Below are 25,146 nucleotides of genomic sequence, written 5' to 3'. Positions count from 1 at the left end.
GCGCTGTGTAACCTGCTATGATTTGTACAATAGACGTCTCCGGAAACTCTATTCTAAAGGAGAATTAAATCGTCGCTCCGGTGCTCGAATCCTCATGTGACTGTGTGTGCACCTCAGTTCAGCGCTCCGCATCTCATCGCATTTCGCTTTCTGTAGCGAGTTTCTGAAGAAGTCTAAATATTCAAATGTCTTGCTTCACCCAGGCTGGAAAGTCAGTTATTATAGCCCGATTATTTTATTCCTTACAATGTGGAAGAGATTATGACAGTTAGAACCCGATTTGCACCAAGCCCAACTGGATTTTTACATGTAGGTGGAGTAAGAACGGCTTTATTTTCATGGCTTTATGCAAAGCGCCATCAGGGTGAATTTATTTTGCGCATAGAGGACACTGATCAGGAGCGCTCAACTCAAGAATCGGTACGAGCTATTCTGGATGGCATGGCTTGGCTAGGCATGGATTATGATGAAGGTCCATTTTATCAAACCGAGCGTTACGAGCGCTACAAGCAAGTGGCACAGCAATTTCTAGATGAGGGTAAGGCTTATCGTTGTGAATGCAGTAAAGAACGTCTGGAGGCTTTGCGCACAGAACAATTAGCTGCTAAAGAAAAACCTCGGTATGATGGTTACTGTCGCGATAAAAATCTGCCTTTATCCGATAAGCCTTTTGTAATTCGTTTTAAGAATCCTGAACAAGGAACTGTAACGTTTCACGATGAAGTATATGGGGAAATCCATGTGGCAAATAGCGAGTTGGATGATTTGATTCTGGTACGCTCTGATGGTCATCCAACCTATAATTTTGCTGTGGTTATCGATGACATGGATATGAAAATTACTCATGTAATTCGTGGTGATGATCACATTAATAATACACCAAGACAAATTAATCTGTTTCAGGCACTTAAAGCCCCTATTCCAATATTTGCTCATTTACCTATGATCTTAGGAGAAGACGGTAAACGCTTGTCAAAAAGACACGGTGCAGTGAGTGTGTTGCAATTTAAAGAGTTAGGTGTTTTGCCGCACGCTTTGCTAAATTATTTAGTACGCTTAGGCTGGTCTTATGGTGACCAAGAGATCTTTAGCATCAGTGAGATGATTGAATGCTTTGATTTAAAGAATGTAAGTCGAGGCGTTTCAAGTTTTAACTATGAAAAATTGTATTGGTTAAATCAACATTATCAAAAAAATGATCCAGTCGAGGCGGTGGCTGAGTCTTTGCGTTGGCACTTTGAAGAGGCTGGTATTGATATCTCTAAAGGACCAAAATTAACTGATTTAGTTGCCATTCAAGCTGAGCGATGTAAAACTTTGACTGAAATGTGTCAAATGAGTCTGTACTTTTTTACTGATTCGATTGAGTACGATGAAGCTGCAGTAAAAAAACATCTGCGCCCCGTTATTTTAGAGCCATTGACTGCGCTTTATGAATGTTTGCAAACGGTAAAATCCTGGGAAAAAGATCATTTACAAGAATGCATTAATGATGTCAGTGCACAATTTGATATTAATATGGGAAAAATAGCACAACCGTTACGAGTAGCTGTAACAGGTTCTAGTATGTCGCCGTCTATCGATATGACATTGACTTTATTGGGAAGAGAACGGGTGTTAACTCGCCTTCAAAATGCCTTGGAGCAATTGAAAATCAGGGCTCAAGCAAGTAATTGATAAGTACTACCCTCAAGGCTGCAGGTTGATGTATATGTGACCTGCAGACTCTGTATGTTAGAAAAGTATTGCGTCATCCGCCAGGTTCTAGACAAGGCGCGCAAGTAAAGTGAGGTGAAGGAGTGTGCTCAAATACATGACTGAGCCGAACGAGCTTGCAACGATGTATAGAACTTAGGGGGGCTATATCATGTACTGTTGAACCGACAAAATATTTTTTATGAAACAAAGGATGATACTTATGAAATTAAAATCACAATTCTTTGGATTAGCCTTAAGCGTTTTTTTGGCTTCACCAATACTTTATGCCGGTTCTGATATTTCTTCTGAACTCACGAATCAATTGCAAAAAGAGATCGATGCCTATTATAAAAAGTACAGTAAAAAAGAAAAATTTACTGCGATTGCTGCTTCCGTCCTGATTCCTCAGAATCAAGTGAATGATAAAAAAGAAGTCAAAACGGTTGTGCACGGCACTATGGGGTATCCTCCTTTATCCCAACCCATTACCCCAAATAATTTATTTGATATTGGCAGTATTACCAAATCCTTTACTGCCTTAATTCTTTTGCAATTGCAGACTGAAGATAAATTGACTTTAGACGATCCTTTGGGTAAATGGTTGCCACAATATCCTAATTGGAAAAATGTCACTTTAAGACAATTATTGAATATGACAAGTGGTATACCGAATTATTCTGAAGATGATGAGTTTTCCAAAGAGATGGAGTCACATTTAGATAAAGTTTGGACCGATGAGGAGCTGCTTAAATACGCTCATCCTGAAAAGCCGCTTAAAAAGAAAAAAGGAAATCTTTTTGAATATTCTAATTCCAATTATATTCTTGCTGCATTGGTAATAGAAAAAATTACCAATGATACTTTTGTTAACCAATTAAAATTGCGAATTATTAATTCAAAAAATGGATTGCATAATTCATTTTATCTTGCCGGACCCGATGGTCAATCTGTAGGAAAAGCGATTGAAGATCGGAGGGTACATGGATATTTATATGATGAGGAAAAAAATAAATTAATTGATACACTGACCAATGACTTATCTTGGGCCGCTGCTGCTGGTGCAATTGTTGCTACACCCGAAGATGTAGTCCATTGGGTGCAATTGCTCTATCGTGGAACTTTAATTAAGCCGGATTTTAGAGAGCGAATTTTAGCTGAATTAGAATCTGTTGTATCTATGAAAACAGGGCAGCCAATTCCTGAAGTGACTAAAGATGATCCTTATGGGTTTGGATTGGGTGTGGGTTATCTTTATGATACAGATCTCAAGCAAAGTTTTTGGATTTATAAAGGAAGCACTTTAGGGTTTCGTGTAATGTATTTTTGGCAACCTTGCAATAATGTTACTACAGTGGTTGCTTTAAATAGTAAAGGAGGGGAAGGAAATCCGGATTCTAAATTAGGCGATAAGATCATAGAAGCAAACCAAAATTTATACAAAGTAATTTTGAAAAATTATCCTGAATTGCAGTGTATTTCGTGATCCTATGTTTCGCTTCTTCCTTTTTGGAGGAAGAGGCTTCATCCAAGCTTTTCAAAAAAATTACAGTGAAATTAACATTATCACATTGTAGTATGCATATAATTCATGTGATACAATTCGACACTTTGAGTTATTGACAAGCATGTCAAATGAGAATCAATCACCTGAATCTGACTATCAACCACCGGAATCCCTGACAGTTAATAAAAAAACAGATCATTTTTTTATGTCAATTAATAAAAAAAAGGGACATTCTTTTATAATGTTGGGAGTATATGATCAAAATAAAGCCCGTCATGTACTTTGTCGCGTTGGCAAAGTTGCAGACAATGTTGAAGTGGATGAGAATGGGGAGCCAACTTATCCTGCCCAACTGAAGTTTCTTTGCAATGCTCTTTTTTTTGCTAGTAAAGCATTTTTAAGAGATGAGGGAGTTTCGCGAAAAAAAAGAGGTAATGCTCCAATTACATATCAGGCTTATGATATCTCCTATGAGCAATACATAGAATTTGTGAGAATATTAGAATCTTTGCAAGGTCATGATAGATATAAATGCTATAAACCAAATTCTGATTTAACCGATGAGGATTTTGCAATGAGCAGGGATGAAGTCACATTGACACTCACTGATGCAAAAAAATTATCCTCAGTAGATGTAAGTAAACTAAATACAGATCTTATTGAGTTGAATGTAGGTAATACATGCAGGCACTCAGCAATAGCTCTTATTGAAGAAGTCCAACACGCTCCAGCTTCTTCTTTGGTTTCATCGAGTTTTTTAATGAATTTACCCTATGAAACAGTATTGGAATATGGCCATCCCAGTGAAAATATACCGTTTTATGTCCTTCCACCTCCTCCAGCAGCTTTTCATGAATCAGATATGACAAAAGAAAAGATAATCATAAAGTTATACTCACGAATGGAAAATATGCTACTCCTCGAGACCAACTCTCAATATACTCAAGATAAGTTTTTGAAATTAAAAGAATTGTATTTGAATATTGTAGGGCCACAAAACGATTTAACTCTCGATGCATTATTAGCAAGCATCCATACCTGGAAAGAGAATAAGGATAATAAGAACGTATTAAACGTTTTAAGAAAAGAATATTTCTGGGACTCTCTCTTTTTCATCAAAAGACAATCGGCTACTATGAATTTACTTGCAGAAGTGGAAGATGATCTTGCTAGCGAAATCAAAAATAGGAACATTGGATAGTGGGTGCTAATTTTTAGCAGTGTTCAATCGCGTACAAAAAGCATATTATAAGTAGTTTTGAGTTTTTCTAAATATAGCTTAACTATGAATCAAAGGAGTGGATATGAAGCTTTATTACACTAAATCAGCGTGTTCATTAGCTGTACGTATTGTTCTTAATGAGTTAGGGCTTGATTTTCAAGATGAAGAAGTCGATTTGAAAGCAAAAAAAACACACTCAGATGAAAATTATTTAGCGATTAATCCTAAAGGGGCAGTTCCTGCGCTTCATCTTGATAATGGACATCTGCTGACTGAAAATCAGGTTATTTTGCAATATTTAGCAGATACCACTCCAGGGCAAAAGCTTTTGTCGCCAGTAGGTGATTTAAGAAGATATCATACTCTGGAATGGCTCAATTACGTTGCCACTGAATTACATAAAACTGTAGGCATATTTTTCCACCCTAATCTTAATGAGGAAACAAAAAGTATTTTTACGTCCGTAATTAGTGCTCGATTGAAATATGTTAATGAGCATCTTGCGAATGGGCCCTATCTGATGGGTAAGGATTTTACCCTGCCCGATGCTTATTTGTTTGTCATATTAAGATGGACCTATTATTTTAAAATGGATCTTTCAGCTTATAAACATTTAGAACGATTTATGAGCCTTGCTGCAGAGCGTCCGGCGATTGTGACTTCGTTGCAACAGGAAAAACTATAATAAGTCTTATTCCCACTATTAAGAACGTTCGTATTGAATCCATCCATATGCATTCGAATTCGAGCGTTCCCAGAATTTTTTGCTCCGGGATAAGGTAATTACACACTGTAATTATTTGGGGAGGAAAATTATGCCTATAAAAGCTACTTTTCAAGGTGGAATAGATCTTAATTTCTCTCCACAACGTCAATTTGAACCAATTGATGGCGTAGATCCGGAGAAGCAGGCACCAATTATTGCGCGCAATGCAGTACGACTTTTAATGATGGGATGGACGGAGCAATGGACTGAGTTTTTAACTACTACAGTAGCCCATGCTATTTTTGTACAACGTGATCATGAATTATTAAGAGAATTACGTTTTGCTTTCCAACAAGGTTTTTTAGAGCTTTTTGAGCAACTAAAAGGGAAAAAATTAACTGACGCGCAACAAGAGCAAGTTAATCTTTACTTGAGTAATTGTTTAACTTTACTTCCTTATAGCGATTTAACTCCTTATGAATCCATAAAAATCCCTCAATGCATTGATGGGCATTGGGAGTTAGTTGAATATCAGGTTAAGCCAATTGAATTAACAGAACGATCAGGATGGAAGAGCTATTTTATCCATGATAAAGATCGTGTTTTTGTTTATGGACTTGAGCCAATTTTTAATAAAAAAGCAGAGTCGCATTTAATTTTTATGGGAACAACCTATCCTGCAGGGCAGGGTTTTTTACCTCAAATTAATACTGATTCTAAGGGGTTTACAACAGTTGGTGAATCGCTTTATCAAATGGGCCGAAAAAGAATTCATGAATGGCTAAGCGCTCAGAAAAATAAAATACATGTATGTGGAGTAAGCCTGGGAGGATCGTTAAGCTTATTACTCGCTATTGATAAAGGAAGGTATACACTTTCACGCGTTGACGCATTAAATCCGGCAGGTCTTCATGATGCCTGGTTTAAAAGAAGATATGATTATTGGGACAAGTTGACTGAGAAACCCGAAGTTGTTGTGCAAAAACAAGGAAATGATCCCGTTTCGGCTTTTGGGATTTGGAAGGATGATTGGTATATTATTCAGGTAACCCCGCCAAAAGACAAACAAGGACCTAATAGTTTTTGTGACCATTTTTTAAATTATGCTGGTTTTGCAGATACGATCTTTACTTACATTGAGGCAGAACTGGATAATGCCAAACGAAAAGCACGTAATTTTTGGCTTTATACTCTGGGTAGAAGCTTAGTTTATAGTCTTTTTTTACTGCCGTATACTTATGCAGTCCGACCTTCGATGTATTTTCTTATAAAAAACTGGATGATTGCTATACCCGTATTGGAAATCTTTGTTGGTACATGCCTGGCCTTTGTCGGTATCTTACCGGCACTTGCCTTTCTGAGCATTGCTGGAGGTTTGTTTGCAAGTGCTCTTATATTCTTCTATGGTTTTTCCGATAAAAAAAGCTCAAAAGCTTCTTCTGTTCAAGAGGAACTTATAGAAAAAGAAAAGCTTGCGCAAATGCATAATCCTTTGCTTTCTCGAAATCCAACTATGGATATATATCATGATGATAATGCGGTACATATTGATTTGACTTATCAACAAATACATACCTATTATCATGTAATGCGTTGTCTTGTAAAAGAAAAGCAATTTCTACCGGATGCAGAAAAGAAATGCAAACACGTAAATGAGATTTCTAAAAAAATGTTACTCGAAGAGAGTTCAGATTCTCAAAAGGCTGATGTTGCAGTGCCTTTCAGAGTTACTCGAGCAAAAGCAGCTCATATTCGGCATACTTTGACTTTGGTAGAGCGATTAGGAATTGAAAACGCGAATCTAAAACCGAATTTGGAAAAATGCTATGCTGAATATTATATTGGCAAACACATGTAGTTAAATTGATTAACTGTTCACTCTTGCAATAATTTAGTAGGTTGGGTCATTTTTGACCCAACAATTTAAATATCTTTACCATTACATCAAAGACACCAATGATGTTGGACGTGTGAATGAAATTTTAAAATCATCAATATAATGAGTGCTTATGAGCTGAATTTGTTGGGTCGAACGACCCAACCTACTTGCTTGATACTTGCTATAGCATTTTGGTTTTTAAAAGCATTAAAAACGAAAAATCAGATGGGCAGCGACTGAGTAGAGAAAAGGATAATATGCGTCTGCTGGGTTAAGCTGCGATTCTCCATAGCCAGCAGTAAAAGCCCCAGCAATTTCACCCATTATTCTCTCTGTAAAATTATAATTTACTCCTACACTAAAAGTAGGTCCTGGGCGCCAATTATCAACAACGATATCTTTACGATGCACACCTGCCACTCCCGCACCAGAAAAAATTTTCATCTGGGAATGAGGAATAGGAACCATGAGTTTTCCCATCAACGTTAGGACTTCAGTTTGAGATGTTAAAGTCTCTAAGCCATCATGATCGAAACTGAATAAACTTATAGGATCGAAATTAACATTTGCTTCAGGAAAGTGCGTGTAATTCATTTCAATTGCGAAGAAGTTAGTAAATTCAAATCCTGCTAAAACACCCCATATACTTCCACCTTCTTCGACCTTTATTGGTGTCGAGAGCATCAGAGCAACATTCTGATTTTCTCGAGTGGGAACTAAACCTTTCCAGGTGGTTGAGCCGTAACCACCAATTGCGCCTACATAAAAAGGGTGCTGTGGTAGACTACTATTATCTGCCAAACAACACGTTGTAGAAAGAAATAAGAATGAGAATAAAAATAATTTTGATTTTTTATTATGCACAATAATTACTCTACCAAGATTGCTTTAATCATTAGAATTTTTGTTGGGCCGAAGCCCAGCTTAGTCAAATTTTTTGATTTTTTATAACTTAATAAAATTATTGACAGGATTTACGAGTGGAACTACATATTCTGCCGCGAGAATCCATTCCTCCAAGGCGATAACAATTCCAATTATCAAGACAATCTTGTTTTGTAGTATAGGGTTGAGCCGCACATGCTTTATCCAATGAACCATATACACTTACCATACGAGCATAAAGCATATTCATATCTTGGCACATACCAGCAGGTAAACCAGAGGAAGTACAATAACACGTTGCAACTACCTTAAATGAGGCACAAAAATTTAAATCATTAGTAGGAACAGCATTACCACAAGGGTTACCATATGAAAAAACAGAGAAACTCAGTAAACACATTAAACCTGCAAAAAATCCTCGTATCATTTTTAACATCCTCTATTTTATTTAGACCCGAAATTTTATTCAGGCTACTCTATCAGAAAATTAATCTGGCTGCAAAAGGCATTGACATGAATATGTGATTTTAAATTGAGTAAACAGACTTTAATTTTAAGTGAAGGATTACAGCTTGGGCAGGAGTCTATCCAACCATTTAGGGAGATACCAAACCCAAGATTTAAAGATAGCCATTGTTGCGGGAACTAAAAAGCTTCGTATTAAAAAGGCATCTACGAAAATAGCAACTGCGATGCCAAGGCCAAATGCTTTGACCATTAATACATCGGCGATCAAAAAAGCACAGCAAATCACGATGACAATCAGTGCAGCGCTCGTAATAATACGACTACTCTTTTCAATACCAAAAATAATACTCTTGTTGTTATCTTTGGTTAACTGATGTGCCTCTTTAATTCGGGTCAATAAAAATACTTCATAGTCCATTGAAAAACCAAAAAGAGCGCAAAATATGATGACTAATAAACTAATATCGAGCATTCCTTGGGGCTGGAAGTTAAGAATTTCAGAGAAATATCCTTCTTGGAATATAAAAACTAAGGCTCCATATGCAGCGCATAAGCTTAATAATGTCATTACAATTGCTTTTAATGGCAAAAATAGAGATCTCAATAAGAAGAGGAGTATCAGATAAGAAAATACCATTATCCATAGTATGGCATAAGGTAGATAATGATAAATGCTATAAAGCACGTCAATATTACTCGCAGCTACTCCAGTAACCTGTACTTTTAATCCCGAGCCTAATTTTATTTTATGTAACTCATTAACAAGTTTTTTGGTTTGTTCGGAATCAACAGGATATTTGCTAATTACATTAATGATGGCCATATGCTTGGTGGTCGTTGTTTTAAGCAATTGTTTCACGCTCGGATCGAGTAGTTTTTTATCTAAATGATAAAGAGTGTAATACTGTCCCTTTTTTAGATCCGACTTACTGCTGATGATGCCGTTGACCTCTTTGACCCGTGGATTGCGTTTTAGTTTTTGGACTAAATTATATATTTTAGAAAGATTATGACGTGACAAAATTGATGAAGACGGCGACTCAATAACCAGTATTATAGGATTTAATTGTTCAATCTGAAATTTCTTTGCATACGTATCGTAGAATGCTCGATTTTCTGATTTTTCTGGGAAAATGCGATAATCTGAAATACCATACTTTGATGAAAACAAAGGATAACCCAGTACTAATAAAAAAATAAGAATGGGGAAGAAAAAGAGATAGGGGTGACGAACTACTCGCTCTGCAAGCCAGCGCCAACAACTGGAATGATTTTTGTTCCTAAATAAGCGTACTGATAGCAAATTAATTTTTGATTTCAAGACGGCAAGAATTGCTGGTAAAAATATAGTTGATACGAGTACCGCAAAAAAAACGGCAGCTAAACCACCGACTGCAACTGAAAAAAGAATATTAACCGGAAATAAAAATAATGCGCTGAGACTCACAAAAACTGCTAAACCACTAAAAAAAATTGCTTTGCCTGCGGTTTCTTGTGTTGTTGCTATCGCTTCTTCAATATTTAATCCATTCTTTAATTCATCCCTAAATCGACTAATAAAAAATAATGAATAATCCAAGCAAAGACACAGGCCGAGTAATAAGGCAATGTTGATAGTAAAAATAGAAAGGGTAAACAGATGTCCTAAAAAGTAGAGTGTAGTTAGGATAATTATGGCGCATCCGCCTCCTAAAATAATGGGGAGTGTAGCTGCAATTACCGATCCAAATACAAGAATTAAGGTGATAATCGCTACTGGGGCTGCAATCATATCCGCTTTAAAAAGGTCTGTTTGTGTCTGTTTATTAACACTTTGTACAAAAAGCGGTTCCCCGCCAATTTTCATTGTCATGCGTGAGGGTTTTTTTATTGATTCTGTAAGTTGTTTTAATAAGTCATCACTAAGCTGTTTATTGGTTTTGATGATCAGCACTACATAAGCGGTATGTTTATCCTTGGAAATTTGATGTTTGTCGTCAGGGTAAATAATTTCGTGTTTAATTGGAAAATCTTCTAAATCGGATAATGATTTTTTAATTTTTTTCTTAAATTGATCCTGGGTCGCTAAAAGCTTATTGCTATGATACATAATAAGAAATTTATTCTTATCGTTATATCCCAATTTTTTATTCATATAATTTTCAGCGTAGGCACTTGATGAACTTTCATCAATAAATCCAGTTGTTTTAAATGGATCAATAATATGTGGTAAAAAGGGGATGCAGAGTAATATAGCAAGCAACCATAAGCCTATAATTGGCCAACGAAGCTTATTTATAAATCTTCCTAATCGATACGACAGTGCCTTTTTTTGCATTTTTATCGTCGGAACTCCAAATTCCAGGAACCCATAAAAATAATGACTCTTTAATTATATTAGTATAAATTAGTCAGTATGTGTAAATTAATGAGTGAAAAGCTGTTAGTGCATCAATATCAAGATTTAATAACCCTTTTTTATAATTGCTTCGGTGAAGAATTTAATACCAGGTTGGTTAAAGGCGATAATGAGCCTATCTACATACCTGCTGGTGAACAGCATCCTTACAACGCTTTATATTTTGCTCATGGCTTTTTTAGCAGCGCTTTACATGAATGTTCCCACTGGCTCATTGCTGGAGAAGAGCGTAGAAAGCAAGTCGACTTTGGGTATTGGTATATGCCTGATGGACGTACTGTAGAACAACAGGCATTGTTTCAACACGTTGAAGTAAAGCCGCAAGCAATAGAATGGATTCTTTCAAAGGCTGCTGGGCATAAATTTTATATCAGTATCGACAACTTAAATGGTATGGAATCAGATACTCTTGTTTTTAAACAAGCGGTATATAAGCAGGTAATGCATTATTGTAAACATGGATTATCACAACGTGCGCAAAAATTTCGTGATGCTTTATGCTCCTTTTATGGGCAACCAACTCTTTTAAGAATCGAGGATTTTTCTTTTGACGAGTTATGATTTCGGTATCGATCTTGTAGCCTGGGTGCAGCGCAGCGGAACCCGGGTTCCGCTGCGCTGCACCCAGGCTACAATGCATCCAAACAATGTGACAGATCCCGGTGGTCCGACTTTCACCCACGCGTTCATTAAATGTCTTTTGGCATCAATGATGCAATACCACACCTAAAGTCCAGTCTAGATTTTGTTGTGAAGGAATATAGCTCACCGGTTGATTTACTGTTAAACCATAGCCTTCTACCATCAACGCATAATAAAAAGCGGGTAAGAGGCAATAGGACTCGATGTATTCATTGTCTGGGAATTGAGAGCTGAGATTTTCCCATTGTTGATGACAAATTAGACCATTTGCTTGTTGCAGCAAGTCTTGAATGGTCAATTGGTTGTTTTGAAACTGGAACGGTTTGCTCTCTACAAGATTTGGAAAACCACCAATGGCGTACCACGAATTAATGTGACTGGCAGAAAGATCAGGCTGTACTTCATTACTGACTTTGTGCATTTTAATTAAAGGGGTTACCTCTTGTTCACAGGTTAATGCATCACCCTGTCCATAACTGCCATCAGAAAGAGGGTAACCATCTGAAAAGCAGGAGGCTGTATCCAGAAGTTGGTGAGCCATTTCATTTTGTCCAAGACCCAGGAAACTGTGAACAGATAAATTGATATGGCGCCCGTAGAGATCCAATTCAACTTGCGTCCCTTTATTATCCGTTTTGTTTCGTATTGGGAAAACAATTTGTACTGATGCACCACCAATATCCATGACACCTACTGCTTCATTGGAAGATGATTTGAGTGCCCCTATATGATAATTTACCGCAAGCCAGTCATATAAAGCTTCATCATGTCCCGTAATGGTTTTTGCGTCTACTAATTGCCATTCAGATTTCTGATGAAACCACTTTTGTACTTCCTGATAATAAATTTTTTGTTTGGTTTGCGGCACAAGACGCATACCTGCAGTTGCATAAAAATAAACAGGTATATGTTGAGTAGGGGCTCCTGAGAAAAGCGTTGTCAGGTATGCATAAACAGTATTTTGATTTGCTTCAATCATTGAGAATCCAGGCTTGACCTTTTTAGACCATATTTCTGTGATACGAGAAGCTGTGTTTGTTTCATCAAGATCGTAAGCAAAAACATGAAGTCGGGATCCCGTACTTCCTGCATCAACAACAGCGATACATTGATGTTCAGTACACGAAGTAGAGTCAGCATAAATATTAGTGGTTACTGCATAAAAACACGAAATAAAGAGAAAAAGACGAAGCATGGTTTACAGTCTCAATTGTTAGGCAATAAATAATACATCATGTATCTTTTATTTTCAATATGATATTATGCGTAAAAAATGATACACTATTTTTTCTTTTATGTAGGTTAACTTTACCTTCATGCTTCAAGCGGGGATTAAGAACCTAACCTGCTTTTTTATTTAAGTCAGTTTTTTCAGGCAGTATTATCATGATGATAAATCAAGAGTATCGCGGTTCTATCTATGCTATTTTATCTGGATTTCTTTACGGGTTTATTGGCTACTTTGGTTTAAGCGCAATGAATGACAATTTATCTGCGAGCTCTATGTTGTTTTGGCGCTTTTTAATTTCCAGCATGATTATTTTAATAATTATGTTGCCAAAAATTAAAAAAACCAACGATTCGTATAAAAATATGTTCCTCGCTTTTTTAACAGGCGCTTTCTTTTATGGTATATCAACCTGGCTTTACTTTTTAGCCTCTTATTACATAGGTTCTGGATTGGCGATGGTTATCTTTTTTACCTATCCGGTACTCATTATGTTGCTCAATTTTTTCTTTTACGAACACTCAATACCACCGGTTTATTATTTAGCTATTTTAGTGATTTTAATGGGAATGACGCTCATGGTGGACTTGGATGCATTGTCTTTTAACCTATGGGGTATTTTACTGGGCATTGCTTCTGCTTTTTTTTATGCGTGCTATGTAATAGGCAGTAAAAAGAATGAGCTCTCTCCAAATATGTCTACCTTTATGGTTTGTTTGGGGTGTATGGTAACCAGTTTATTAGTTTCTTTTTTTAGTCACTCTTTTGCCATCCCATCCACAATGGACGCTTGGTATCATTTATTTGGAATCTCTGTTATTGCAACTGTTGCTCCCATAGTTTTGTTGCTGTACAGCTTAAAATACATCAGTTCAGAAAAAGCCTCTATTTTATCCGTTTTAGAGCCAGTATTTGTGGTAATTTTTGGTGTATTGCTGTTAGGTGAAAAATTGAACTTCTGGGGCGCGGTAGGTATTGTATTGGTATTAACAGGCGCGCTTATTACTTTATTTAGCCATAAAATCAATCTGGGCCAATTGAAGTTTCAGCTCGTGCGTAGTGAAGATGCGGGGTAACTGTTCTCAGAATGTATCAGAACTGTAGCCTGGGTGCAGCGCAGCGAAACCCGGGTTTCGCTGCGCTGCACCCAGGCTACAATGCTTTTCAAACAATGTGAAAGATTTTCCCGTGACCTTGTTACTATTGTTAATACCAACTTCCGTTACAACCGCCACAGCCCCCACAATCAGTAGCACAAGTCCCACAACAGGGATTACCACCACAATTGCCCAGCAAGGCAGTTGAGCACACCAACATTACAGCCAGTATTATTTTTTTCATTACCTGTCCTTATTATGGTATGTATATTAACTATACTCTATGTTTTTGAATTTAACCAATTTATACGTAATTTTTTGTAACCGTTCACGGCCATTGATGAATGACCTCCCATAGAATGTAACCCACATTAGCTTAGCGTAATGCGGATAATTTGTTCCCTATTTCTCGTATTACGCTACTCTTGGTCACTAAACTTTAGTCTTCTGCAATGTATATCCATTGCAATTTCCATAAATTATAAATAAATATTTGATTTTGTGTAGTATTTAAATAAGCATCAAGGGATTGATGAGGTAGGTGACGATTATTAGCAACGTAGCTTAGCAAATCATGAGAAACGCCAGTTACATCCCATTCGCAGCCATTAATATAAAAATGATAGTCAAATTGTTCCTCTGAGTTTTGATAGGCAAAACGGCATGTTGCATCTCTGGTCAGATCTAATCCTGCTTTTATTTCTTTGATAAAATGTGATAAATCAATGAGCTCATTTTCTTCTAAGGGCAATGGTAACTGCATTTCTGCTTGTTGATCCAGCCGTGTTGCAAAGCATCCAAACCAGGATTTGATTATTTTATCGTCACTGATTAATTGTTGTAACAGTTTTTGTGCCATTTGCCAGGCAGGGCGAGTGATTTCAGAGGTATTGTGTAGATGAGACCAATCAGGGTCTTGATATAATGTTTTGAATGTTCCTTTTTCCGCTAAATAATCACCAAGACTCTCCAATAATTCTTGTCCTTGATAGCTACGATAGCCAAAAGAGTAGGTCATGCACTCTTCGGAAAGTGAAATACCGTAATGCCCTACATGCGGTGGAAGATATAACATATCTCCTTCTTCAAGAGTCAAATGTTCTTCGACATCAAATTGTTCCATGATACGAAGTTCAAGATCTTGGATGTAATTCTCATTAGTGCATCCCTTAGTAGTAAGTGACCATTGTCGTCGTCCCTGAGCCTGATATAAAAAAACATCATAATTATCATAATGAGGTCCGACGCTGCCGTGGAGCACGGCATAGCTAATCATAATGTCATCAATCCGCCACTGTGGAATGAAATCAAAATGATCGAGCAAATCATATACCTCAGGAATTAATCTATCCACGCCTTGTACGAGCACGGTCCAATGGGTTGGGGGTAGGTGATTAAAGTCATGTTCAGAAAAGGGTCCGCGCTTTAAATGCCAATAGGGTTTTTCATGGGGTGTTTCAAAGACAAGACGACTTTCAACCTCCTCTTCAAGTGCAAGCCCTGCCAATTCATCAGGAGATAATGGATTAGTGAAATCTGGAATGGCATTGCGAATCACTAGAGGTTTTTTTTGCCAATACTCACTGAGAAAGGTCTTTAAAGAAATGTGCTGAAAATTGATCATGTGTTATTAATACTCCCAAAAAACATCTGATTATTGCACCTAGGTTATTAATTTTTAACTCGATTGCAGAATGCGTTCCAACTCGCCTTTTGCTTGCCGTGAGAAATTGATTAGGTCGCTTTCTTTTTCAAAAAAATCAAACGATTGAATTAATGTCTCTTCGTCATGTTTTCGGAATGCTGTTGTCTTGTTCTGAATGTCCTCATGCTTATAACCCAGGAATTTCATAATTTCCTTGGTCATACTCAAAGAGGAGTCAAACAATTCTCTAATGAAATAATCAACGCCTACTCGATATAATTCATAAGCATGGCGACGGTTACGAGCCCGAACAAAAATTTTTAGGTGGGGGAAATGTTGTTTTGCTAGTTTGACGATCTTTAGATTTGCATCTGGATTTCCAACAGCAACGATGAGGAGTTTGGCATGTTCAGCACCAGCACTTTTTAACAAATCCAATCGACTGGCATCTCCAAAATAGCCAACATAACCAAATTTTCTGAGTAACTCAATTTGTTCTGCATTTTTTTCCAATACCGTAATTTTTATATTTTCACCATTAAGCAAACGTCCAATAATTTGCCCAAAACGTCCATAACCTGCAAGAATAATCCCATTTTTTTCATTGATGGAGTCATATTCACGTTCAGGTAAGAAGCTCATAAATTTGGGTATGATAAAACGTTTATAGAGAAGGATTAAAAAGGGAGTGGCAAGCATGGACAGTCCAACTACAAGAGTAAAAAAAGCTTCGTATTCTGGATTGATTACTTTAATTTTGCCAGCATATTCAAAGAGAACAAAGGCAAATTCACTCCCCTGGGATAAAGCAAAAGCAAAACCTACGGCTTGCAGTTTGCTTAAGTCAAACAAGAATCCTAGAAAATACAAAACAACTGCTTTAAGCGTAATTAAGGCAAATACCGTGATGAGAATCAGCATTGTTTTCTCAGAGAAAAGAGAGAAATTCATTGTCATTCCCACAGAAATAAAAAATAATCCAAGCAAGATCCCTTTAAAAGGTTGAATGTCTGCATCAACTGCATGCTTGTACTGAGAGTTGGCTAATACAACACCCGCAATAAATGCGCCTAAGGCGGGAGATACGCCTATAGATTCCATTAATAAAGTAACACCAACGACCAAAGCAAGAGAAAAAGCGGTAAATACTTCACGTAAATTGGTTTTGGCAATAATTAAAAAGAAATGTCTGGATAAATAATGACCAATTAAAATAACGGATCCAATAACGCCGGCAACAAAAATAGCATATAACCATCTTGGTAGTTGCATAAAGAATGTCGCCTCATGGAGATTAAGTTGTATGTTTCCATGTTGTGCGAGTAATGGGATAATAATTAATATTGGAATTACCGCAATATCTTGAAATAACAATACAGCAAACGAAGTTTCTCCTTCTGCTGTTTTGAGCAGGTTTTTTTCCTGGAGCATTTGCAATACAAGAGCTGTTGAGGAAAGCGACAGAGCCATACTTACTGTCAAAGTAGGACGCCAATCAAAACCGATCATAAGCCCAATTGCCATTAAGACACTTGTAGTGAAGAGGACTTGCGCACCACCTAAGCCTACAATGAGTTTGCGAAGCCTCCATAACATGGCTGGTTCCAGCTCCAAACCAATGAGAAATAACATCATAATCACGCCAAACTCACCAAAATCCATAATTTGTTGGGTGTTTCCTATCAGCTTTAATCCAAATGGACCAATAAGAATACCAACTAAGAGGTAGCCCAGCACAGATCCCAGTTTGAAACGGCTCGCAATAGGAACCATAATGCAGGCTGAAGCAAGAAAGATGAAAATATTAAGTAATACATGACCATTCATAATTTAACTCTAATTGTTATTTTGCATGACAATTTTTAAATTTTTTACCACTTCCACAAGGGCAGGGCGCGTTACGTGCGATTTTGGGTTTGCTGATTTTATTTAATTTTTCTTTGTGCACTCCATCAACATAGAACCAACGACCATTTTCTTTATGGAACTCACTTAATTCATGAATCTTTTTTATTTGGTTTTGCTCGGAAAAACGAGCCGTAAATTCAACAAAGCCTTTATCGGGACCAGATATACTTGTGTGCATTACTTCTAAATCAATCCAGGTCACACTTTTAGCCCATTGTTCCGCTTCTATTTCATTAAAGCCTGTTAACGCTTTGCCTTTCATTGTATTTTTGATGTAATCAATTTTGCCTCTACTGTACGCAGTATATCTTGATCGCATCAATTGCTCAGGAGTTTCTGGTAGTTGCTTGTTGTCGATGAATAACCCGCAACACAATTCATATGTATTTTGTGATCCACAAGGACAAGATGACATGATATGATCCGACTAAAAGTAAAAATTGGATTTTTGGATTATATGCGATATAGCCTTAAATTTTTACTGAATTACACATTATTTAGGGTAAAATAATGAATTCTTATCTATTTACACAAAACATAGAGCAAATTGATCATCAAAAAAGTATCAATCTACTGGAGTCTGGCAAGGTTTTATTTTTCCCGGAATATTCTTTCACTGAGGTAGACTCGCTTTTGCTGTCTGAAAATGTGTTGGATGGCAGTCGTAAAAATGTAAGTTATGATATTCGTAACAAAAAATTAAGTGCCTTTAAAAAAGATATTAACAGTTTGGATTCCAAGCTTAGACATATGATGCATGGTTATGCAGAATTTGCGCATCAATTAATTCAAACAGTTCTACCTGCTTATGTACCCCATTTACAATGGGGAAGAACGAGCTTCAGGCCAGCACAAATTAATGGGCGTATTTCCTCAAAACGCAAAGACGATACCCGACTGCATGTCGATTCTTTTTCGGCAAGCCCGGTACATGGATTAAGAATTTTACGTGTTTTTTGTAATATTAATCCACATAATGAACCGCGAGTTTGGAATCTTGGTGAGCCATTTACCGATGTTCTTAATCGCTTTGCACCTAAAATTGCTCCTTACAGTAAAATAAAAGCAAAAATGTTGAAATGGGTTAAAGCAACAAAAACGTTGCGTTCGCCTTATGATCATTACATGTTGCATTTACATGATATGATGAAGTTGGATGATGTTTACCAGGCAAATGTTGAAAAGATGCAAATGGATTTTCCTGCCAAGAGTACATGGATAGTTTTTACCGATCATGTATCGCATGCGGCGTTGAGCGGTCAACATTTACTTGAGCAAACGTTTTATCTTCCTGTCGATAAAATGGTAGCACCAGATTATTCACCCTTAAATCAGTGGAAAAAAATTAGACCTGAGTTGAGCTCTTGTCATTAGAGCTCTATTTATAATTTGAATAGAGGTTAACTATTAAATATCGTGAATAGGGGAGTTGCTTATTCTGTTTATAAGTAGGATAAAACGTAATCGATCAGGAGCATGGGTTTATCTGTACCTAAACAGGAATGAACTATTTATTTAAACACGGTGCCTTAAAAACTTTTCAAGCCCTTTAGATGTCAAAGGTTCACTGAAAAAATACCCTTGGACTTTGTCACAGTGCTGTTGTTTTAAAAAATCCAATTGTTTTTGATTTTCTACACCTTCAGCAAGAACTTTAAAATTAAAACTACGAGCCATAGAAATAATTGCTTTTATAATTACTTCATCACTACGTGAAGCAGATATATTTTGTATAAAAGACTGATCTATCTTTAAACAATCAATATGCAGTTGTTTCAGATAATTGATACTGGAATTTCCTGTTCCAAAATCATCTAAAGCGATCAGAATGCCAAGTTGTTTGAGTTGATTGAGTGCTTGTACAATATCTCTATGCGTTATCACCACATTTTCAGAAATTTCAAATTCTATATATTGGGGATCAACTGAATGTTCTTTTAAAATTTTTTCTATAGTATAAATAAAATTGGGTTGTTGTAATTGACGGTTGGTGATATTAATAGCCACCCGGATGTATGGCAGTCCTTTTTTATGCCAAGACTTTATTTGCTGGCACACTTCGCTGATAATCCATTCGCCTATAGGGATAATTAATCCACTTTCTTCTGCTAAAGGAATAAAATCCATAGGAAGTAATAATCCTCTTTCGGGATGATTCCAACGAATTAATGCTTCTACAGAGTGCAATTCTTTCTTATCAATATTAAATTGGGGCTGATACAGTAAAAAAAACTCTTTATTTTTAATGGCGTTGTGTAAATCAGATTCGAGTTTAAAACATTGATCCGAATATTCATGTAATTGAGAAGCATAAAAAGCATACTGATTTCCCCCACGTTCTTTAGCTTGATACATTGCTAAATCAGCGTTTTTCAATAAATCTCCGGGGATCTTTCCATCTTGAGGATAAATACTAATTCCTATGGCAGTAGTAATTATTATATCGCGATTTGCTATTTTGAATGACTCTCTCATTGAATCTAAAATTTTACTTGCAATACTCTCAATACACTCATTTTTTGATATATGACAAACCATGACAAATTCATCACCACCAATTCTGGCCAAGGTATCTTCTTTACGAATTAAAGTAGACCATCTGTGTCCAACTAAACTCAATAACTGATCACCAACCTCATGCGACAAACTGTCATTGATTAATTTAAATCGATCCAAATCGAAATATAGAAGGACAAATTGCTTTTTATGTTTTTTCGCATAATCAATACTGGCTTGTATTCTATCGATTAACAAAGCTCGATTGGGTAGTTGGGTCAATGGATCATGCAGGGCTTGGTACTTAAGTTGTTTCTCAAGATTTGCCTGTTCTGTAATATCACGAAAACTCCATACTCGACCAATAGTTTTCTCATTCAGCCGGTGTGGAAGAGTATAACATTCCAGTATTTTACCGTTCTTAAACGTTATAATCTCCCTGCTGATTTCATCAATATTTTTTTTAAGGCGATTAATATCAGCTAAATACTCCCTGGGTTCAATGATCTGACCAAGCATATAGCACAAAAGGATACTCCCATCATTAACCTCTAACATTGATTCCGGGATATTCCACATGGAAATAAACTTTGAATTACAATCAATGAGCTTGTTATTCAAATCAATTACTAAAATTCCATCAGCGGATGATTCAAATGTAGACCTTAAAAGTGATAATGATTGTTGCAAGGACTCCGTGCGTTCCTTTACAGTTTTCTGTAGTATCTTCTCATGATGCTTGGAATCATTAGCTAAAATCCATTTCCTTGTTAACGCACAGGCCAGTTGTCTTACTGCAACCACATCAAAAGGTTTTTTCAAGATAAGATAATTATCTCCCATTCCTAATTTTTTTACAGTGTACTCCCAACTGTAATCAGAATATGCAGTACAAATCACTACTTGAATATCCGGATCGATCTCCCACATGTGTTTGATTGTTTCAATACCATCCCAGCCTGGGGGCATTCTAATATCGACAAATGCCAAGGCATAATGTATGCCTTTTCTAAGGTCTTCTTGAATTTTTTGAATTGCTTCTTGGCCTTGACATGCAGTATTAAAAATAAATTTAGGTAAAAAACACTTAATCTCAGGACTACATGATTCCATAAAAGAAGACTCATCATCAAATAATTGTTTATCTAAGTAACTCAACTCTGACAGAGTATTTGAAGAGGTCAAAACTTTAATAAAATCCTGATGTATTGAAGGATTATCATCAATAATCATAATATTCAGTGGTATATCACTCATCAGGCGCTCTCCATATTCATTTAAAACTGTCAGTAATCGGCAAGGTTAAGGTAAATTGCGCTCCGTGTCCCTTACCCTCACTTTTGGCTAAAAGGGAACCTCCCATTTCGCGAGCGGATAAAGCCGAACTATGCAAACCAAAGCCATGGCCATTTTTTTTTGTAGTAAACCCGAAAGCAAAAATACGATGTAAATTATCCTTATTAATGCCAATGCCATTATCTTCGATAATGACTTGCACTGAATTTTTTGCTGTTTTTTGTACAATCAATTTGATCTCTTTTATAGAGGAAATTGTGTGTTCTAGAACTGATTCCTTGGCATTTTGAATTAGATTAATTAATATTTGCAGCAGCTTAGATTTATCGACGCTAACCAAAGGCGCAGGTTTAAACTCTTTTGTAATTTTAATACCTGTTTTTTTTGAAGAACTCAGCGAGATATTTAAGGCAGTATCGATCAATTCTGGAAGATAGATTTTTTCATTCACACTTGATAATCCGCTAATCGATTTTTGCGTATTTACGATTTGATTTATATGGTGCAAATCATTCTGCAGATTTTCAACTTCAATATTATTTTTTTCATTTTCTTCCAAGATTACTTTTGTCAGTGTGATCAGATATTCGGGAATAATTTTACCTTTGGGATCATGGGTTAAAAAATTAGCTAAATCCATTTGATGTTTTTCCATCATCTCCATTATTTTCAATAACTTATTATAATAATCTTGTTGGAAACTATTTTTTAATAAAGCAATTGAGACAGTGGAACTGTTTAATATATTTCCAATGTTGTGCAAAATGGTTGTTGCTACTTCAGCCATCCCGGCACGACGCGCAGCAGACGATATTTGTTGATTTAACTCTTTAATTTTTTCTTCAGTAATTTTACTTTTATGAATATCAATAACAATACCTGCAAGCTGTTTATCATTATTTTGACATTGACCAATTATTCGATACCAGTGATACTTTCCATCAGGGTCTCTTACACGTACCTCACATTCATAATCAATATGCTCGTTTAACGCGCGATCCACCTTCTGGGATAACTCAAACCTATCTTGTTCATGAACTAATTCCAGAAACTCTTTAAGTGAAGGCGGTCTATTAATCGCATTTAAGTGGAAGAGATTAAATAATTCATTAGACCAGATTGTATGCCCTGTGTTGCCATCAAAAGACCAATATCCTAATCCTGCGATGTGTTGCGCAAACTCAAGCTTTTCATTCAAACTCATCATTTCACGAGAAGAAATTCTCATGGATCGTTCATGTAAATAACGCTCTTGATCCGCTTCAAAATATGCATTATTAACACGCTGTATAAAATCTTTCCATTGCTCCTCGGTTTCTGGTTTTTTATTTTGAGCAATGTATGAATGTTCAAGTTGTCGTTTTAATAATTTGTGAATTTCCATGTTATCTTACTTTAAGCATTAAGTTTTCATGCCTCATAAATAGTTGTAATCGTCATAGTTTGGTTATGTAATTCGCAATTTCCTATAGAAAAAGGGGATAATTCCCCATATGAGTAAAAACCTACTTGAGTTGAACCAGCCGGCAAAGCGGACATAGTCGATTCGATTTCTTCTTCCGTTCGCTCACCCAAAAGCAGTCTTCTACCCACACAACTGATATCAATAGCCAAAACAGGTCCTAATTTTTCTAAGCTATCGCGTAGCATCAATTTATTTGCGAGTAAACCCGCCTCATTAGCACTATCAATTAATCGATCAAAATTCGCTCGCATCAATTGCGCATGCCATCCCATTGGAATATCTCCCGCAAACACCAGGGATTGCTCCTTCTCATCAATTGCTAGAATAGTACGAACCAATTGAACATTATCAGGAGCGCCAGGGTTATTAATAGCCAATGGATAAAGCAATCCAGAGGAAGGTAACTCAGAGGCTTTTTCACCTAAATATTCTTTATAAAGTTGTAATGCGGGTTGATAATCAAGCTCATATAACACATTCGATTCTGAGCGAGTAATTCGACGAACGGGACCAAAAATATCCCATCCTCCCTTAGAGGCATGACCAATATGAATATCAGAACCATAAAATCCTACCGCAACGACGTAGTGATCAAGGATTCTATTATTTAAAATAGTCCATGTTTTTTTGAAGTTACTACCATCACCAGCTAAACCACCAGTCATTATCAGTTGGGCGGTGTTATTGGTTGAGTTTAGGCCTTTTACTAATTCAGAACCATTTACATTAAGTCCGTCAGACAGAATAAAAATACTGTGTAGATTGTCTGCTTTTAACTGTTCAGAGATTAGCTTGCCTGTATTTTGGGATTCTTTGCTGTGGTTTACTTCAGCCTTTGCGATTTTTAGTGATGTTTTTGCGAATTTAACTACTGCAACTGAAATACTGTGGTCAAAAAGATGATTATCTAAAATTTCACCAGCAGTAGAGCAACCGATAATTTGGGATTGCGAGTAAAAGTTAGCCAATTGAATGATTGGTTCTTGAAAATCCAGAAATTCTGGGGCTGCAAAAATAAGAACCAAAGTACGCTCTGAATCAAGATCAGGAAATTCTTTCAAGCTCCATCCTTTATTCTTAAGGAATTGAAAAGTCTTGATTTCCATATATCTCTCCTGGGTCAAACTCGTTGAACAGTACGGTGAAAAACATTGTTTTATTAGTATAGTGTTATTTTTTGGTTTTTTCTTAGCCAGTTTGGCATTTGATTGTCCCATTGGCGAGCTAAAATTATTTTTTTAGCTCGAAGATAATCAGATTTCATTACGTCTTTTAAAGAATGTTGAAGATTAGTTTAGTAGATTAAATTAATTGACATCCACTTCCTCTCTCTTTAGTATGAGTAAAAATAAAACGAGATGAGAAATATATTGACTTATGATCGAGTTGTTCTCGCTCTGAAGTAACAGCATGCTTATAAAAGCTATTTTATTTTGACCAGCTTTTATAAGCGAAAATTGATGGAGTAAGTTTTATGCTGTATTTAATTGGCGAAGAAGAAGTAAATTACATTTTTGGTGGACGAACCTTCAATGAAATCACTCATAGAGCAATCAAAACTTATAAAAAGCGTCCGGGTTTTTTTACTCCGTATAAAAATGGCTATGAATTTGTAGGAGAATTAATCGCTCCTGGTGTATATCCTTTGGCGGGTATTGTTACCGCTGGATTTTCTGCATTTGCTTCAATTGTTTCGGCTGTTGTTTGTATTGGAGCTTTGCTTGTTGCTGCTGGGAGTGCATTATTTAGTGCTTCAGAACTTCGAGATGATGCGCTTTACTTTGCTGGTTCTGCATTGTACTTTTCCGGTATTGCTCTTTTAACCGCTGCAATGAGTGCTCTATTGGGGATTATTAGTTTTCCTCACAGCGTACTTTCTGTTGTTACCCGTTCTGTTGCCACGGTAATTGATGCAGGCACAGTTTCTGATGCTGAGACATTGCACAACGAGGCAGTCGTTGATATGGATGAGGATGAGTATGCTTTCCGATGCATTTAGTTATAACTATTTGAATTCCATTATTCATCGAACGTTGAATTTACTTTCTTGAATTAAGTGAGGGTAAAATCCAGAAATCTTTTTTTCTGATTGGTTTCTTCTCGTTCTAAATAATGCATTAACATGTTTAATTCAATTTTTACGCGTTTGATTTTTTCTTTTAATTTATTTTCTATATCCTGATAATTTTTAAGATCCAAAATAAGTGCTTCTTTTTTTTCTTGTTGCTGTGTTATGAAGTTCAGTCTATTAATCTCAATTGTTGGATTAATGGTAAGAGAACCGGGGGTAGTTTGATTGATTCGTTCTTCAATCTGTTGAATTTGCTGTTCGAATTCTTGCTTTTTACGCAGCACTGTATGTACATTCAAATTAAGCTCATTAAGCTGTTCATTTAATTTACTCATCAGAGTGGTTAGTGACTTATTCATTGTGAAAAAAACTTCTGTTTTCCATTTATTTCAAGTATTTATAAATTTAGCCTGGATGAATCAATAAGAGATTGTATTTTTGTCATGGTTGTCATTTAAAATACAACCTTGATTAAATCAAACTTATAAGACTAAAACAACTGGAGAATAAAAAAATGAAAGAAACAGACCCTTTTTGA

At 36.3% G+C, this 25,146-nt stretch carries 21 protein-coding genes; 9 read left to right on the top strand and 12 right to left on the bottom strand.

Annotated features, from left to right (window positions below; all coding sequences use genetic code 11):
• Nucleotides 1–261: 261 nt before the first annotated feature.
• The 5 genes from gltX to Lani_RS02625 all read left to right on the top strand — a co-directional run bounded on the left by gltX (nt 262) and on the right by Lani_RS02625 (nt 6,988).
• Nucleotides 262–1,677 (top strand): glutamate--tRNA ligase, encoded by a 1,416-nt coding sequence (gene gltX, locus Lani_RS02645; RefSeq protein WP_019231985.1) that lies wholly within the window; start codon nt 262–264, stop codon nt 1,675–1,677.
• A 241-nt stretch (nt 1,678–1,918) separates the two neighbouring features.
• On the top strand, nt 1,919–3,181 hold the full coding sequence (locus tag Lani_RS02640; RefSeq protein WP_019231986.1) for a serine hydrolase domain-containing protein: 1,263 nt from the start codon (nt 1,919–1,921) through the stop codon (nt 3,179–3,181).
• Nucleotides 3,182–3,323: 142 nt separating this feature from the next.
• Nucleotides 3,324–4,403: a hypothetical protein gene (locus Lani_RS02635; RefSeq protein ID WP_019231987.1), complete on the top strand. Its 1,080-nt coding sequence runs from the start codon at nt 3,324–3,326 to the stop codon at nt 4,401–4,403.
• A gap of 103 nt (nt 4,404–4,506) precedes the next feature.
• Complete coding sequence (gstA, locus tag Lani_RS02630; protein ID WP_019231988.1) at nt 4,507–5,109, top strand: glutathione transferase GstA; 603 nt, start codon at nt 4,507–4,509, stop codon at nt 5,107–5,109.
• Nucleotides 5,110–5,239: 130 nt separating this feature from the next.
• The gene (locus tag Lani_RS02625) at nt 5,240–6,988 is read left to right on the top strand and encodes a hypothetical protein (protein ID WP_019231989.1); all 1,749 of its coding nucleotides are present in this window, start codon (nt 5,240–5,242) and stop codon (nt 6,986–6,988) included.
• Nucleotides 6,989–7,216: 228 nt separating this feature from the next.
• On the opposite strand, the gene Lani_RS02620 is transcribed toward Lani_RS02625, so the two are convergent.
• The 3 genes from Lani_RS02620 to Lani_RS02610 form a co-directional block, all read right to left on the bottom strand.
• Nucleotides 7,217–7,873, bottom strand: a complete 657-nt coding sequence (locus Lani_RS02620) for a hypothetical protein (protein WP_019231990.1) — start codon at nt 7,871–7,873, stop codon at nt 7,217–7,219.
• Nucleotides 7,874–7,970: 97 nt separating this feature from the next.
• The gene (locus Lani_RS02615) at nt 7,971–8,321 is read right to left on the bottom strand and encodes a hypothetical protein (protein ID WP_019231991.1); all 351 of its coding nucleotides are present in this window, start codon (nt 8,319–8,321) and stop codon (nt 7,971–7,973) included.
• Between the two features lie 138 nt (nt 8,322–8,459).
• Nucleotides 8,460–10,679: an MMPL family transporter gene (locus Lani_RS02610; RefSeq protein WP_019231992.1), complete on the bottom strand. Its 2,220-nt coding sequence runs from the start codon at nt 10,677–10,679 to the stop codon at nt 8,460–8,462.
• Nucleotides 10,680–10,787: 108 nt separating this feature from the next.
• On the opposite strand from Lani_RS02610, the gene Lani_RS02605 reads away from it, so the two are divergent.
• Complete coding sequence (locus tag Lani_RS02605) at nt 10,788–11,321, top strand: elongation factor P hydroxylase (RefSeq protein ID WP_040521869.1); 534 nt, start codon at nt 10,788–10,790, stop codon at nt 11,319–11,321.
• 145 nt (nt 11,322–11,466) lie between these two features.
• Here the strand turns inward: Lani_RS02605 and Lani_RS02600 are convergent, their stop codons facing one another.
• A complete protein-coding gene (locus Lani_RS02600) occupies nt 11,467–12,597 on the bottom strand; it encodes an acetate and sugar kinases/Hsc70/actin family protein (RefSeq protein WP_019231994.1) in 1,131 nt (376 codons plus the stop codon).
• A gap of 194 nt (nt 12,598–12,791) precedes the next feature.
• On the opposite strand from Lani_RS02600, the gene Lani_RS02595 reads away from it, so the two are divergent.
• A complete protein-coding gene (locus Lani_RS02595) occupies nt 12,792–13,706 on the top strand; it encodes a DMT family transporter (protein ID WP_192814474.1) in 915 nt (304 codons plus the stop codon).
• Nucleotides 13,707–13,836: 130 nt separating this feature from the next.
• On the opposite strand, the gene Lani_RS21020 is transcribed toward Lani_RS02595, so the two are convergent.
• The 4 genes from Lani_RS21020 to Lani_RS02580 form a co-directional block, all read right to left on the bottom strand.
• Entirely contained in the window at nt 13,837–13,971 is a 135-nt protein-coding gene (locus Lani_RS21020; RefSeq protein WP_263291233.1) for a hypothetical protein, read from the bottom strand.
• 195 nt (nt 13,972–14,166) lie between these two features.
• Nucleotides 14,167–15,351: a JmjC domain-containing protein gene (locus tag Lani_RS02590; RefSeq protein WP_019231996.1), complete on the bottom strand. Its 1,185-nt coding sequence runs from the start codon at nt 15,349–15,351 to the stop codon at nt 14,167–14,169.
• A gap of 54 nt (nt 15,352–15,405) precedes the next feature.
• Nucleotides 15,406–17,199, bottom strand: a complete 1,794-nt coding sequence (locus Lani_RS02585) for a monovalent cation:proton antiporter-2 (CPA2) family protein (protein ID WP_019231997.1) — start codon at nt 17,197–17,199, stop codon at nt 15,406–15,408.
• A gap of 16 nt (nt 17,200–17,215) precedes the next feature.
• Nucleotides 17,216–17,695, bottom strand: a complete 480-nt coding sequence (locus Lani_RS02580) for a YchJ family protein (RefSeq protein WP_019231998.1) — start codon at nt 17,693–17,695, stop codon at nt 17,216–17,218.
• Between the two features lie 95 nt (nt 17,696–17,790).
• On the opposite strand from Lani_RS02580, the gene Lani_RS02575 reads away from it, so the two are divergent.
• Nucleotides 17,791–18,654 carry a Kdo hydroxylase KdoO gene (locus tag Lani_RS02575; protein ID WP_019231999.1) on the top strand — a complete coding sequence of 288 codons (864 nt, stop codon included), beginning with the start codon at nt 17,791–17,793 and terminating at the stop codon, nt 18,652–18,654.
• 141 nt (nt 18,655–18,795) lie between these two features.
• Here the strand turns inward: Lani_RS02575 and Lani_RS02570 are convergent, their stop codons facing one another.
• Genes Lani_RS02570 through Lani_RS02560 form a run of 3 tightly spaced genes read right to left on the bottom strand, consistent with a single transcriptional unit; the run spans nt 18,796 to nt 23,643 of the window.
• Complete coding sequence (locus Lani_RS02570) at nt 18,796–21,033, bottom strand: EAL domain-containing protein (protein WP_019232000.1); 2,238 nt, start codon at nt 21,031–21,033, stop codon at nt 18,796–18,798.
• 16 nt (nt 21,034–21,049) lie between these two features.
• Nucleotides 21,050–22,456 carry an ATP-binding protein gene (locus Lani_RS02565; protein WP_019232001.1) on the bottom strand — a complete coding sequence of 469 codons (1,407 nt, stop codon included), beginning with the start codon at nt 22,454–22,456 and terminating at the stop codon, nt 21,050–21,052.
• 26 nt (nt 22,457–22,482) lie between these two features.
• Complete coding sequence (locus Lani_RS02560; RefSeq protein ID WP_019232002.1) at nt 22,483–23,643, bottom strand: FIST signal transduction protein; 1,161 nt, start codon at nt 23,641–23,643, stop codon at nt 22,483–22,485.
• Nucleotides 23,644–24,011: 368 nt separating this feature from the next.
• Here Lani_RS02560 and Lani_RS02555 point away from each other — a divergent pair, with 368 nt between their 5' ends.
• Nucleotides 24,012–24,536: a hypothetical protein gene (locus tag Lani_RS02555; RefSeq protein ID WP_019232004.1), complete on the top strand. Its 525-nt coding sequence runs from the start codon at nt 24,012–24,014 to the stop codon at nt 24,534–24,536.
• Nucleotides 24,537–24,589: 53 nt separating this feature from the next.
• On the opposite strand, the gene Lani_RS02550 is transcribed toward Lani_RS02555, so the two are convergent.
• Entirely contained in the window at nt 24,590–24,967 is a 378-nt protein-coding gene (locus tag Lani_RS02550; protein ID WP_058388385.1) for a hypothetical protein, read from the bottom strand.
• Between the last annotated feature and the right edge of the window lie 179 nt (nt 24,968–25,146).

It is taken from the genome of Legionella anisa, assembly GCF_001467525.1.
GTDB lineage: Bacteria > Pseudomonadota > Gammaproteobacteria > Legionellales > Legionellaceae > Legionella > Legionella anisa.
The sequence above is the reverse complement of the archived record's forward strand: the minus strand, read 5'-3'. Positions and strand labels throughout refer to the sequence as shown.